The 13,895-nt window shown below is 37.4% G+C and carries 13 protein-coding genes and 1 other annotated feature; of the genes, 4 read left to right on the forward strand and 9 right to left on the reverse strand.

From position 1 onward, the window contains the following. Position 1: 1 nt before the first annotated feature. Positions 2–709 (reverse strand): DNA alkylation repair protein, encoded by a 708-nt coding sequence (locus tag MHI47_RS13150; protein ID WP_340769753.1) that lies wholly within the window; start codon positions 707–709, stop codon positions 2–4. 67 nt (positions 710–776) lie between these two features. Further along, positions 777–1,187: a VOC family protein gene (locus tag MHI47_RS13155; RefSeq protein WP_340831114.1), complete on the reverse strand. Its 411-nt coding sequence runs from the start codon at positions 1,185–1,187 to the stop codon at positions 777–779. A gap of 133 nt (positions 1,188–1,320) precedes the next feature. On the opposite strand from MHI47_RS13155, the gene MHI47_RS13160 reads away from it, so the two are divergent. After that, a complete protein-coding gene (locus MHI47_RS13160; RefSeq protein WP_340831115.1) occupies positions 1,321–1,845 on the forward strand; it encodes a sigma-70 family RNA polymerase sigma factor in 525 nt (174 codons plus the stop codon). After that, a complete protein-coding gene (locus MHI47_RS13165; RefSeq protein ID WP_340831116.1) occupies positions 1,838–2,620 on the forward strand; it encodes a hypothetical protein in 783 nt (260 codons plus the stop codon). The genes MHI47_RS13160 and MHI47_RS13165 overlap by 8 nt, the downstream gene beginning before the upstream one ends. A gap of 121 nt (positions 2,621–2,741) precedes the next feature. Here the strand turns inward: MHI47_RS13165 and leuS are convergent, their stop codons facing one another. The 7 genes from leuS to MHI47_RS13200 form a co-directional block, all read right to left on the reverse strand. Further along, positions 2,742–5,153, reverse strand: a complete 2,412-nt coding sequence (leuS, locus tag MHI47_RS13170) for a leucine--tRNA ligase (protein WP_340831117.1) — start codon at positions 5,151–5,153, stop codon at positions 2,742–2,744. Between the two features lie 228 nt (positions 5,154–5,381). Next, positions 5,382–5,594, reverse strand: a binding site (T-box leader). 48 nt (positions 5,595–5,642) lie between these two features. Next, entirely contained in the window at positions 5,643–6,296 is a 654-nt protein-coding gene (locus MHI47_RS13175; RefSeq protein ID WP_340831118.1) for a 3-oxoacid CoA-transferase subunit B, read from the reverse strand. 13 nt (positions 6,297–6,309) lie between these two features. Further along, complete coding sequence (locus MHI47_RS13180; RefSeq protein WP_093536810.1) at positions 6,310–6,999, reverse strand: CoA transferase subunit A; 690 nt, start codon at positions 6,997–6,999, stop codon at positions 6,310–6,312. 152 nt (positions 7,000–7,151) lie between these two features. Continuing rightward, positions 7,152–7,919, reverse strand: coding sequence for a 3-hydroxybutyrate dehydrogenase (locus MHI47_RS13185; RefSeq protein ID WP_340831119.1), 768 nt, complete (start codon positions 7,917–7,919; stop codon positions 7,152–7,154). A gap of 44 nt (positions 7,920–7,963) precedes the next feature. Then, entirely contained in the window at positions 7,964–9,286 is a 1,323-nt protein-coding gene (locus MHI47_RS13190; protein ID WP_340832057.1) for a GntP family permease, read from the reverse strand. Positions 9,287–9,707: 421 nt separating this feature from the next. Next, on the reverse strand, positions 9,708–11,051 hold the full coding sequence (locus MHI47_RS13195) for a sigma-54 interaction domain-containing protein (protein ID WP_093536807.1): 1,344 nt from the start codon (positions 11,049–11,051) through the stop codon (positions 9,708–9,710). A 1-nt stretch (position 11,052) separates the two neighbouring features. Then, complete coding sequence (locus MHI47_RS13200; RefSeq protein ID WP_340831120.1) at positions 11,053–12,237, reverse strand: MDR family MFS transporter; 1,185 nt, start codon at positions 12,235–12,237, stop codon at positions 11,053–11,055. A 121-nt stretch (positions 12,238–12,358) separates the two neighbouring features. On the opposite strand from MHI47_RS13200, the gene MHI47_RS13205 reads away from it, so the two are divergent. After that, entirely contained in the window at positions 12,359–13,318 is a 960-nt protein-coding gene (locus tag MHI47_RS13205) for a TIGR01212 family radical SAM protein (protein ID WP_340831121.1), read from the forward strand. Next, positions 13,315–13,887: a class I SAM-dependent methyltransferase gene (locus MHI47_RS13210; RefSeq protein ID WP_093536804.1), complete on the forward strand. Its 573-nt coding sequence runs from the start codon at positions 13,315–13,317 to the stop codon at positions 13,885–13,887. The genes MHI47_RS13205 and MHI47_RS13210 overlap by 4 nt, the downstream gene beginning before the upstream one ends. Positions 13,888–13,895: the final 8 nt, after the last annotated feature.

Consider the following 13,895-nt stretch of genomic DNA (forward strand, 5'->3'; position numbering starts at 1 on the left):
ATTAACATCTAACATGCTTGCGTTTAAAACCAATTCTTCCTTTATCTACTGCAGTTTGAATACTGTCGTAAGCATTTAAGAAACTGCTTTTTTTGTTGTCTCTTTTGACTTCAACTATGCCTATCTCCTTTGCAGTCTCCAGTGCTTTTTCATGCAGAGGTACATAAGACGTTCCCACAGTTAATATAAAGTTATTCATCGAAGATTTTGTTCGTTCAGGTGATTCATGAATCTTATTTTTCACCATATCAAGCATATTAGACATTTTGCTTTGGGAAAACTCAACGTCTTTTCGATTCCCCAAAAGCCAGCAGTAGCAACTCCACCCTGCTGACATTTTCAACTCATCGTCGCTTGTAATCCATTTGTCCGCAACTTCTTGAGCGATATCGGACTCTGACAAAGTTACAGCTACTACAAAATCAGAAAGCATATAAAAATATGCTGAATCCATCCAGCGATCATAATCCGCTTCAGTCATGCCGTTTGGATCTGCAATAATACCGGCAAAATACATGGCATCATAGTTCCCTGTTGCGTATAGCTCATCTGCTAACTGTTGATTTATTTTTATTTTCTTTGAAATTGGTTTCATCACACCAGTAGCCACGCCGAAAAGTGGCTCATGTGCTCCATTGGATATGTATATTTTTTTAGTTCTTTCTTTACCAAGAGCTTCGAGTTCCTGCATAACTTCTTCAAAATTCATCTATTCGCACTTCCTTTATTTTTGATTTTCACAGATATAACGCTCGTTCAAATATCACTAAATCATTTTAATCCAATCTATCCTTGAAAGTAGGACTCAATTCACTCCATACATCAAACATATTCCCGTCTAAATCATAGAATACAAAATTGGTGCCGGGATGCCCCCGATTTTCAATTTCCCCAACACGTACTCCCTTTTCCTGAAGAAAGCTGTTAAATTCTATTAGTCGATCAATTCCATTCACTTCAAAAGTCATTGTAAAATGTTCCTGTTCATAAATATCCAAAAAACAAGACCGTTCTCCTTTTTTGGCCTTAACAAGAAAAAAACTTTGATCTGCAAATTCTAAAATCGCTTTGTCCATATTTCTAAAATTTTCAACAGCTCCTAGCATTTCTTGATACCATAATGATGATTTCTCTGGATTAACAACTGGTATGTATGTAGTTCCCACTCTTTTAATAAATGAACTCATTGCACACATCCCTCCCATATTCTTATAACCTTCATCATATCATTTTTTAGAACTTTCAAGGCATAGCAGGAAAATAATTCAGAAAAATCCAAACTTTAAAGTGCTAGGAATCGTTTATGTATGGAAAGGAGTTGTGGTTTTGATAAATATTAATGACCTAAAAACGTTAATGCTGCAATTTACAGAACCCCTAATACGTTTGGCTTATTACTACGTAAAGGATCTCCAAGCGGCAGAGGATATTGTACAAGAAGTATTCATAAAATTTTATCATAATCAGAACAGTTATGAAGAGCGCGGTGAGTTAAAGGGATTTCTGACAACAATGACTGTTAATAAAAGCAAAGATTATTTAAAAAGCTGGACCTATAGAAAAGTACAACTGCAAAACAAACTCTCCACGCCAACTAGCAAACGAAATACAGATGAACTGGTTAGAAATGACGAGCAAGCAATTATTGGAGAAGCTATCCTTGAATTGCCTTTAAAACACCGAGAAGTTCTTATTTATTTCTATTTTAACGAGATGACCATTGGTGAGGTTGCCCATATTCTTTCTATTCCAGAAGGCACTGTAAAAACTCGATTGAGGCGTAGCAAGGAATTATTAAAAAATCAACTGAAGGGAATAGAATGGGAGGCGCTTTTAAATGAATAACTATATACCTTCTAAAGTAAAAGATTTAACAGCGAGTCGACAACGAGTTATGCGAAACGTATTGAAAGAAATAGAACTAAACGAGGAAAGACCAAAATATAAATGGCGATATGTCGTGATTAGCGCACTACTAACAATGAGTGCTGTGCTTTTTGTCTTAAACGAATCTATTATGGAAAATGAACAACAGTCTGCAACTGAACTACCATTGGATTTAACCAAACCCACATTTTCAGAAGAACAAGGTTTACTTTATCTTAATGGGGTGACATTAGGTGACTCACAATCGAAAGTAATAGAAAGCTTAGGTGGAAATTACTCCGTAGAATATCAGGAGGATGGCAGTATTGCTGACTTAATATTTGATTATGATGGTAAAGCGAGATTTTATTTTTATAATGATAAATTAGATTTAATAATATTCCAAAAGACAGATGAAAAAAACTTCGATAAATTTTTTAATGATTTTGATGGGATTAAAGTTATCTCTTCAACCGATGCTGATCGCTTTATTTACTCTAAAGAGACTTCTCATATTTTAAAGGCTACGTTCGTTCCAAACGGGAACCTTTACTTGTATCTATCATATGCCGGCCCGGACCTCTTAGAAAATCGTGATTTTTTAAATTTAGTGCAAGATGAGATTCTTGAATCACATGATAGTTACGATTTAAATATCGATAGTCCTAATTATTATCCTCTTGAAGAATTAGTTAAGATGACACCAGAGGAATTAATAAAAATAGGTTATCCTAACCCTTATGAATTCCAATAGTTATTGCAAATAAAAAAGCTGCTTATTTCTACTAACCATTCAACAAAAAAATCATCTCAACTCTAAGAAAAGCATAGAGTTGAGATGATTTTAAATACTCTTATTTATAGTCACAGCTTCATTAAATTACGATATTGACCATTTTACCTGGAATTGCAATAATTTTCTTCACTTCTTGACCATCCAACCATTGTTGAACTTGTTCTGAAGCAAGAGCTAATGCTTCCAACTCTTCTTTTGTTGCATCTTTAGCAACGTTCAATTTTGCACGTACTTTCCCTTTAATTTGAACTGGGATTTCTACTTCATTGTCTACTAGTTTCGATTCATCAAATGTTGGCCAAGATTCGTAAACGATTGTATCGTCATGTCCAAGAATACCCCATAATTCTTCTGCAATATGTGGAACGATTGGAGAAATAAGCTTCACAAATCCTTCAACATATTCTTTTGAAATTTGCTCCGCTTTATATCCTTCATTGATAAATACCATCATTTGTGAAATAGCGGTATTGTAATGCATTGCTTCAAAGTCTTCCGTTACTTTTTTAACTGTTTGATGATATGCTTTTTCCATATTATCAGAAGAAGTATCCGTAACTTTAGCACTCAACTTACCGTCTTCATCGACCAATAGACGCCATATACGATCTAGGAATCTTCTTGATCCATCTAAACCATTTGTAGACCATGGTTTCGAGGAGTCTAGTGGCCCCATGAACATTTCATAAAGACGAAGTGAATCGGCTCCATGACTTTTCACGATATCATCAGGGTTAACTACATTCCCTTTAGATTTAGACATTTTCTCGTTACCTTCTCCAAGAATCATCCCTTGGTTAAATAACTTTTGGAATGGCTCTTTCGTAGTAACTACACCAATATCATAAAGGAATTTATGCCAGAAACGTGCGTACAATAAATGAAGTACTGCATGCTCTGCTCCACCTACATAAATGTCCACTGGAAGCCAGCGTTTCACTAGTTCTGGATCGACAAGTGCCTCGTCATTGTTTGGATCGATATAACGTAGGTAATACCAGCAGCTACCTGCCCACTGAGGCATAGTATTCGTTTCACGACGGCCTTTTTTACCGGTTACTGGATCCACAACATTAACCCATTCCGTAATATTAGCTAGTGGCGACTCACCTGTACCACTTGGTTTAATATCTGTAGTAACTGGAAGCATTAACGGTAATTCAGACTCTTCTACTGGTGTAGAAGTGCCATCTTCCCAATGAATAATTGGAATCGGCTCGCCCCAATAACGTTGACGACTGAATAACCAATCACGTAGACGATACGTAATTTTCTTCTCACCTTTACCATTTGTTTCAAACCATTCAATCGCTTTGGCAATTGCTTCTTGTTTGTTTAAGCCATTTAAAAACTCAGAGTTAATAAGTGTGCCATCAGCAGTGTAAGCTTCTTGTGAGATGTCCCCACCAGCAACTACTTCCACGATTGGCAAATCAAATTGTTTTGCGAACTCGTAGTCACGCTCATCATGTGCAGGAACTGCCATAATAGCACCAGTACCGTATGTCGCTAATACATAATCAGCAATCCATATTGGCATCTTCTCTCCACTTACTGGGTTAACGGCATAAGCACCTGTAAATACACCTGTTTTATGTTTTGCAAGATCTGTACGTTCAAGGTCACTTTTTAATTTCACTTGATCTTTATAAGCTAGCACTGCTTCTGCTTGTTCCTCAGTAGTTATAGCATCCACAAGCTTATGCTCAGGCGCTAATACTGCATAGGTTGCACCAAAAATTGTATCCGGACGTGTTGTAAATGCACGGAAGGATTCTTTCGTGCCTGCCACTTCAAAAGTAAGCTCCGCACCCTCTGAACGTCCTATCCAATTACGTTGCATTTCTTTTAAGCTGTCTGGCCAGTCAAGATCATCTAAATCTTCTAAAAGTCTGTCTGCATAAGCAGTTATACGAAGTACCCATTGTCGCATCGGACGACGTTCTACTGGATGCCCTCCACGCTCTGACACACCGTCAATTACTTCTTCATTAGCTAAAACAGTTCCTAATGCTGGACACCAGTTTACCGGCACTTCATCTACATATGCTAGGCCTTTTTTGTACAGCTGGATGAAAATCCATTGAGTCCATTTGTAATACGAAGGATCTGTCGTATTTACCTCTCTGTCCCAGTCAAAAGAAAATCCTAAATCCGTCATTTGACGTTTAAAAGTAGCAATATTTTTTGCCGTGAACTCTGCAGGATCGTTCCCAGTATCAATTGCATATTGCTCCGCTGGAAGTCCAAAAGCATCCCACCCCATTGGATGAAGAACGTTATAACCTTGTTTACGTTTAAACGAACTTAGAATATCCGTTGCGATATATCCAAGTGGATGACCTACATGTAGACCTACTCCTGAAGGATAAGGGAACATATCCAATGCATAGAATTTTGGTTTAGACGGATCATCTGTCATCTTATACGTTTTGTTTTCTTGCCAATACTTTTGCCATTTTTTTTCGATTGCTTCATGATTAAAGCTCATAAATTTTTCCTCCTCCAATGTATGAAAAGCGGAAGCGCCTATTTCTGCCTCGACAGGCAAATGTGTTTAGGATAGATCTGTAAAGTGCGCCACATCCTGTGGCATAGCAGACATAACCCGCATCGTGCGGACCTAGGAAGAAGCACCTCAGCCACATCAGCTATTTCACATTTGCCCCAAGAGGTTAGACTCTAAAGCTAGACATAAAAAAACTCGCCCCTTAAAAAACTAAGGGACGAGAGATATACTCACGCGGTACCACCCAAATTAGTGAAAACTTCACTCAACTTGATTCCTTAACGCGGAAAACGGTACAAGCTACTATCAGTTCACTTATACAGACTCAAAGGCGAGTTCAATAATTCGTAACGCTAACTTACACCATCCGTTAGCTCTCTAAAGATACGAGATTTATTTACTAATCCTTTTCACAGTCGACTTCTATTAGTTTTAATAATAATGGATTCCACTTTAAAATACAAGCTGATGTTAAATAGAGACATTTTCCCTTACGTTATTAATTATAAGTTCCGCTTTTGTAGCATCTATAATATCCTGAACAGAGTAACCCTCGAATACCTCTTTCAATTCAAGTCCATTTTCTGTTACTTCTATCATTGCCCGTTCTGTTATTATTTTATTCACAACTGCCTTGCCTGTTAAAGGTAATTCACATTGTTTTTTAATTTTAGCAGAACCGTCTTTAGCACAATGATCCATAATGACGATAATTTTCTTTGCACCGTGCACGAGATCCATTGCCCCTCCCATGCCTTTAATCATCTTGCCTGGGATCATCCAGTTAGCGAGGTCACCTTTTTCGGATACTTCCATCGCACCTAAAATAGCCACGTCGACATGTCCTCCGCGAATCATCGCGAATGACTCTGCACTATTGAAAAAAGCCGAGCCTGGAATAGTCGTTACTGTTTCCTTACCTGCATTGATAAGGTCAGGGTTAACTTCTTGCTCGGTTGGGTACGGTCCAATACCAAGTAAGCCATTTTCCGATTGTAAAACGACCGTTTTATCGGGAGAGATGAAATTCGCAACTAAAGTCGGAATTCCAATTCCTAAGTTTACGTAGTTTCCATTTTCAATTTCTTTTTCTGCTCTTCTTGCAATTTTTTCACGTGAATTCAATCGAAACTCCTCCTTAAGAACGTGTCGTTAAACGTTCGATTCTTTTTTCTTGTTCCGCTTGGAATAGACCTTGAACATAAATGCTTGGTGTATGTATTTGAGCAGGATTTAAATCTCCTGTTTCTACAATTTCTTCTACCTCTGCAATGGTAATTTTGCCAGCAGCAGCCATCATTGGATTAAAGTTTTGCGCTGTCATATTATAGATAAGATTTCCGAATTTATCTGCTTGAGCTGCACGTATGAAAGAATAATCCGCTCGAAGTGCCTCTTCTAGTACATATTCTTTTCCATCATAAACTCGCACTTCTTTACCTTCCGCGACTGTAGTACCTACACCAGCAGGAGTAAAGAAAGCGGGAATTCCAGCCCCACCAGCACGAATTTTCTCCGCTAGAGTTCCTTGTGGAGTCAATTCCACTTCTATTTCACCTGAGATTACTTGTCTTTCAAACTCTTTGTTTTCTCCAACATATGAACCTATCATTTTCTTTATTTGCTTATTTTTAAGTAGCAGACCTAGACCCCAGTCATCCACGCCACAATTGTTCGAAATAACCGTTAAGTCCTTCACACCTTTATCGACTAAAGCCAGTATTAGCTGTTCTGGAATTCCAACTAGTCCAAAACCTCCAACCATCAGCGTCATTCCATCTTGCACCCCTGCAACAGCCTCTTTAGCTGAATTGTAAATAGGTTTCATGCTCCAATCCCCTTTCATCTAAGCTTGATACATTATTATTTTCTCAAATATTCGACAACTTAGCAAACTAAATTCTTGTACCTAGATTCTAAGCATTATTATTCTGAATCGCACCTAGAATTGAATCCAAATTTTTTATATAAATAGAATACCTATTGACTAGTATAGCCACCATCCAAAACAACTGCTTGCCCAGTCATTCCTTTTGCGGAATCACTCGCTAAAAAAAGAGTAAGATCTGCAACTTCCTTCACTTCTAACAATCGTTTTTGTGGAACTAGAGGATATAACACTTCTTCCAATACAGATTCCACTGGAACATTTCGTACTTTCGCTAAATCTTTGAATTGGTTTCGAACGAGTGGCGTATCCACGTACCCTGGGCAAACTGCATTGACAGTTATTCCATCCGCTGCTGTTTCCAGAGCTGCAACTTTCGTAAGTCCAATTAAACCATGTTTAGCTGAGTTATACGCTGCTTTCCCAGCAAAACCGACTAAACCATTTATAGATGCCATATTGATAATTCTCCCGAATCCGTTCTTCCGCATATGCGGAAGAACGTGTTTAGTTGCTATAAACGGAGCAGTCAGCATTATTTTTATCAATAGTTCAAAGCGTTCTGTTGGAAAATCTTCCAACATTGCAACGTGCTGCATACCGGCGTTATTAATAAGAATATCCACACTTCCATACTTCTCTATAGTGACATTAATTGAGTCAATAATATCTTCTTCCTTTGTCACATCGCATTTAAGACCTAATACATCATCCCCTAAAAGTTTTGCGGCTTCTTTTACTTTTTCTTCATTTACATCTGTTAGTACTACAATCGCCCCAGCCTTATAAAATTCATGAGCAATCTCCAACCCAATGCCCCCTGCTGCTCCCGTAATAAGGAGCACTCTATCTTTTACCATTTTATAACCTCCAGAAATATGTCGTATAGTAATTTTCAGTAATTTTAAATCCCTAATCCAAACGAGAAGAGAATAATCGCAATTATTACACCAAGTGTTGGTACAACTACAGTGGTCGCAGCAACTGGCCAATAAGCTGCACTATGTTTTTCACCACAGATTGATTGAATAGTAGTGACGACATAGCCATTATGCGGCAATGAATCAAGGGCACCCGAAGAAATGGCTACGACCCTGTGTAATGCCTCAGCATTTACTCCCATATCTAGATAATGCGGGGCTAACAATGGCAATGCAATTGTCTGACCACCCGATGAAGAACCCGTCATACCAGCAATTACCGATACCGCAATAGCAGCACCAATTAGAGGTGAACCAGGAATATTTGTCATTGCCTCTACTGCCGTTGTAAATGCAGGTACGTTTTTAGCAACTCCGCCGAAACCCACTACTGCGGCAGTATTTCCGATTGCTATAATCGCACCGACTGTACCTGCTGAAAATGCTTCCCAGAAATTTTTAGAATATTTTCGTCCAACAATATAAGTGGCAATTACACCACCAAGTAATGCAATTATTAAAGCCGACTGCGCAAGTTTATCATGGAAAATATATGAGATTATTAGTACTACTAGTAATGGAATCATTGCTAAAAACGGATTTGGCAGATTTCTATTAGTATCAAATGTTGGATCTGTTTCACGATCTATAAAACGTTCTCCTTTATTAACAGCCTTTTGAATAATACGTTTCAACCACCAGTATCCAAAAGTGGCCATAAACAAAGCGACAATTATACTTACTTCCCAACCCGCATATGCATCAGTCCCTAAATATTGAATTGGGATCCAGTTTTGAATTTCAGGTGAAGCCGCAGATGTCATCGTAAACGTGACAGATCCTAAGGCTAATGTTGCTGGTATAAAACGACGCGGTAAATCTGCTTGTTTAAACAAAGAAATAGCCATTGGATAGACAGAAAAAGCAACTACGAAAAGACTTACTCCTCCAAATGTTAATACCGCACAAGCTAGGACAATAGCTAGTACTGCATACTTCATCCCCAACTTACCAACAATCCACTTGGATACGGAATCTGCCGCACCACTATCCTCCATGACCTTTCCGAAAACCGCTCCAAGTAAGAACATCAAATACCACGAAGCGATAAAACCAGTAAAACCTGACATATAACTCGTAACATAATCAGCCTCATCTTTACCAGCAAGCTGGGAAAATAAAGGCATTCCACTTGTCACAGCTACCAATAGTGCAGAAATAGGACCAGCTATTAAAATATTAACGCCTTTCATAGTCAACACTATCAGTAAGGCTAAACCTCCTATAAGACCGACCATACTCAATATTTCCATTTACATTTCCCCCAATTATTTAAGAATAATAAGTTGTATTTGTAGCATCCGTGTATAAAAGTGATTGAAATAAATAACAAACTCAAGTAAGAAAAAATTAAGTGCGCGATCATCCTAATCGTAAATTCATTTACAACCAATTTTCTTTGCTAATATCCAAAATCTAAACTCTGCAGTGAATAGATTTCTTCCTTGGTTAACTTTTGAATACAAAATTTTAAAAGCGCTTTCATAAGTCATTAAAGCACAACCATAATTTTCTATCAATACAAAATGTGACAGAAATGTTAACTGTAAATATCCTCAAAATCCGAATTTTCGGATATAAATTTAATCAAACTTGGTATCAAGAGGTATATAGAAATAAAATAAAAATCCGTTTTTCTGGATACGTGTCCAGAAAAACGGATTTAGGTCATAAGTTGTGTTTTTTTATCTTCTCGTAAAGTGTTGATCTACTGAGTCCAAGTTGTTTGGCAATTTGTCTTTTATCAGATTCTTCCTCTAAGTAAGATTGAAGTACTTTCTTTTCTACTTCTGCTAATATATCCTCAAGCGTCCCCGTAGTTTGAAAAGAAGGTACATTACTTAACTTAATCTGGGAAGGCAGAGCGGAAGGCATAATAGTATCTTTTTCTGCTAAGTAAACAGCAGCCTGTAAAATATTTTGTAATTCCCTTACATTACCTGGCCAATGATAGGATTGAAGTAATTCCCGAGTTTTTGTTGCGAGTGTGATATGTCTTCGCCCTGCGTGAAGCATGAACTTTTGTAAAAAGAAATTCAGTAAATCAACAAAATCTTCCATTCTTTCTCTTAAAGGTGGAATTTTCAATGTAATTGCTTGCAAACGATAATATAAATCCTCCCTAAATTTCTTTTCCTCAATTAGTTGAGAAAGGGAAATGTTGGACGAAGCAACTATTCGAATATTTACTTTTTCACTCTGCTCCGAATTCAGTGGAGTAATTTCCTCTTCTTGCATTGCTCTTAATAACTTTGCTTGAAGTGTCAGCGGAAGTGCACTAATTTCATCTATATATAGAGTCCCTTTATCTGCTTGTTTAACTCTTCCATTTTGGACAGTTTCAGTAAGTGGATTATATACACCAAATAGTTCCCTTTCCAATAACTCAACCGGAACTTCTGCACAATTCACTTTAACAAAAGGAAAGTCCGAGCGTTCAGAAAGCTGATGTATGCTATGTGCAAACATATCTTTTCCAGTTCCACTCTCCCCTTCAATTAAGACTGGAAGATCACTAGGTGCTATTATTCCAGTCGTTTCTTTAATCTTCCGGATAGCTGGTGAACTTCCTTTTATGTCTTCCAATCTGTACTCGGTATAACTATTGTCTTCTATATTTAACTGCATTCTTTCCATTGTGGTACGAACATGAGAACTTAGTCTTTTCCAATCGGACATATCTCTGAAAATTACACTTCCAAAAGCCCCAACAATCTTTCCGTCTACAAAAAGAGGAACTCGATTCGCTAGCATATACGTTCCTTTAATATAATGTGGAGATGCATTGTCTGGAACACCAGACTTTATAACTTCATGCATTTTCGTATTTTCAATAATATCAGCTACTGGTTTACCTATCGCTTCCTCTCTCGTTACTTCAAGAAAGCGGCAATAATCTTCGTTGATATATAGAATTTTCGAATCTGCATCTACTACAACAAACCATTGAAATGCATTTTCTAAAATTTCGGCAAGTACAGAAGTTGGTAAATGTTGTTGAAAATTATCCAAACTAAATCACTTCCTTCTCCAGCTCTGCTTTCTTCAGTGGTCGATCATATAAAAGCGTAGGAATTATTGCTAACCCTATTAGCAAAGTGAAAACAAAGAACATGGCTTGAATACCATATACATCTACTAAAATACCTCCAGCTAACGGACCAATCATTCTTCCAATAGTAGCCATGCTATTCACTATACCTTGATAAAATCCTTCTCTCCCTTTCGGTGCTAACTGTCCAGCCAATGTTGGTACAGCTGGCCAGATAAATACCTCCCCGAGTGTCAGGATCACCATTGCAACGATAAACATTGTATAATCTTCCGCATAAGAAACAACAACAAATGACGCCATAAATATAGCTATGCCAAGAATCATTTGTGTTTTTATCTTATGCTCCAATCTATTTATGATTGGCTTTATAAGTGGCTGAGCTGCCAATATGAGTCCGCCATTTATAGTCCATAGTAAACTATATTGTTTTAATGTTATACCTAAATCCAACACATGAGTAGAAATGGTAGAAGTCCATTGTACATAAGCTACCCATGTAAACATATAACCGATAGTGACAATTAACAACGCATAAAACGGTGCTTTTTGTTTGATTTTTTTAGAACTTTTCAGTACAGAAGCATTAATATTTGGTGCAAGTCCCATTTTGCGGTAATAGACGCCTGCAACCACTAAAAATAATACATAAGTCAATAAATTTGCTAGAAAAATATTATTAATATTATGATCTGCAACCAATCCTGCCACGGCTGGACCAAGAGCCACTCCTAAATTTTGGGACAAGTATATAGCATTAAACGCCTTACGACCACCTTCGGGCCAGACACTACCTACTAACGCATACATGCTAGGGAAAATAATACCACCACTAAAACCTAAAATTGCCACAAACCATATATATTCTGGCCATCCATGCCAAAAAGTTAAAAGCACAAGAGAAATCATTGACAATATAATTCCGAACATAATAGATTTATATCCACCTATTCTGTCAAATAAGTAACCACCAAGTAAGTTACCAATAACTCCAGTTCCAGCATTAATCATTAGCACGATTCCTGCCATCGTTAGTGTTTGTCCTAAATGCTCATGCATATATATTGTATGTAATGGCCATAAAAAAGAATTTCCCATTGTATTGATAAACATTCCAATTATTAAAAACCATACTGCTTTTGGCAATTGTAACACCCCATTTCTATTGCACTCAGAATATTGTATTCCTTTTCAAATAGCACTTCAAGAAGATTAGAACAAACTTCTCAAAGTCATGTTAAAATAATCCTGTTAAGGAGTGAAGAATATGAATGAAAATAACTTTCCATTCCCTTCAGATGGGAAACGGTATTATACATGGAATCGACATTTAAGAGATAGATTTGGCATGAAGATTTTCAAAATAGCTTTAGATGCGGGGTTTGATTGTCCAAATAGAGATGGTACTGTCGCTTTTGGCGGCTGTACTTTTTGTAGTGTCGCAGGTAGTGGAGATTTCGCTGGCGATAAAGTAGATTCTATACCAGTGCAATTCGAAAAGATTAAAACAAACATGCATGAGAAATGGAAAAACGGAAAATATATAGCTTATTTCCAAGCTTATACGAATACACATGCCCCCCTCCCTGTTTTAAAAGAAAAATTTGAAGCTGCATTGGCCTTAGAAGGTGTGATAGGGATTTCTATTGCGACAAGACCTGATTGTCTACCCGATGATGTAGTTGAATACCTAGCTGAGCTCAACAAACGAACATTTTTATGGATAGAGCTTGGACTACAGACAGTTCACGAGCGAACTGCTAATTTAGTAAACCGTGCCCACGACTTCCCTACTTATATAGAAGGAGTTAATAAATTAAGAAAACATGGAATTTCTATATGTACGCATATTATAAACGGGCTACCCTTAGAAAACCGAGACATGATGATGGAAACCGCTAGAGAAGTTGCCAAACTCGATGTTCAAGGGATAAAAATACATTTACTTCATCTGTTAAAAGGAACACCAATGGTTAAACAGTATGAAAAAGGAATGTTAGAGTTCATGGAGCGTGACCCCTATTTTCAGCTAGTAGCTGATCAGCTAGAAGTTTTGCCTCCTGAGATGGTCGTACAGCGTATAACTGGAGATGGTCCCATTGACTTAATGATTGGACCAATGTGGAGTGTAAATAAATGGGATGTATTAAACGGGATAGATGCGGAACTTGCTTCACGAGAAAGTTATCAAGGAAAACATTATGAAAAAAGTGGTGTAGTAAAATGAAACTAAAAAGAGTACTACCTTTTGCGAAACAATTGCTCATGTCTACGGTTGAACCAGGAGATACTGTAGTAGATGCAACTGCAGGGAATGGACACGACACCTTGTTTTTAACCGAGCTTGTTGGTGAAAATGGACATGTTTATGCTTTTGATGTCCAGGCCGAAGCTATTCAAGCAACTAGCGACAGATTAGAAGAAGCAAATAAATTAGAGCTAGCGACATTAATTCAAGATGGGCATGAAAACCTACACCTTTATATCCAGCAAGAAGTTTCAGCAGCCATATTCAATCTAGGTTATTTACCTGGAAGTGACCATGAAATTATTACTACGGGTAATTCTACATTACAGGCAATTGAATCGTTACTTCAACTTCTCAAAGTTGGTGGAATGATCGTACTAGTCGTTTATCACGGTCACCCCGGAGGTAAAGAAGAAAAAGAGGCTTTACTGAGCTATGTTCAACAATTACCTCAATCATTTGCTCATGTATTAAGCTATCAATTCTTAAACCAACAAAACAATCCACCATTTATCATTGCAATTGAAAAGATGAAAAAGTCTATATAGACTAATAC

This window comes from Psychrobacillus sp. FSL H8-0487 (assembly GCF_038008385.1).
Lineage (GTDB): Bacteria > Bacillota > Bacilli > Bacillales_A > Planococcaceae > Psychrobacillus > Psychrobacillus psychrotolerans.

Bases quoted from the DNA above. Each gene is read 5' to 3' on its own strand.
- MHI47_RS13165 (WP_340831116.1), top strand. From the start codon at position 1,838: ATGAATAACTATATACCTTCTAAAGTAAAAGATTTAACAGCGAGTCGA.
- MHI47_RS13180 (WP_093536810.1), bottom strand. From the start codon at position 6,999: ATGAAACCTATTTACAATTCAGCTAAAGAGGCTGTTGCAGGGGTGCAA.
- MHI47_RS13210 (WP_093536804.1), top strand. From the start codon at position 13,315: ATGAAACTAAAAAGAGTACTACCTTTTGCGAAACAATTGCTCATGTCT.
- MHI47_RS13155 (WP_340831114.1), bottom strand. From the start codon at position 1,187: ATGAGTTCATTTATTAAAAGAGTGGGAACTACATACATACCAGTTGTT.
- MHI47_RS13150 (WP_340769753.1), bottom strand. From the start codon at position 709: ATGAATTTTGAAGAAGTTATGCAGGAACTCGAAGCTCTTGGTAAAGAA.
- MHI47_RS13185 (WP_340831119.1), bottom strand. From the start codon at position 7,919: ATGGTAAAAGATAGAGTGCTCCTTATTACGGGAGCAGCAGGGGGCATT.
- leuS (WP_340831117.1), bottom strand. From the start codon at position 5,153: ATGAGCTTTAATCATGAAGCAATCGAAAAAAAATGGCAAAAGTATTGG.
- MHI47_RS13205 (WP_340831121.1), top strand. From the start codon at position 12,359: ATGAATGAAAATAACTTTCCATTCCCTTCAGATGGGAAACGGTATTAT.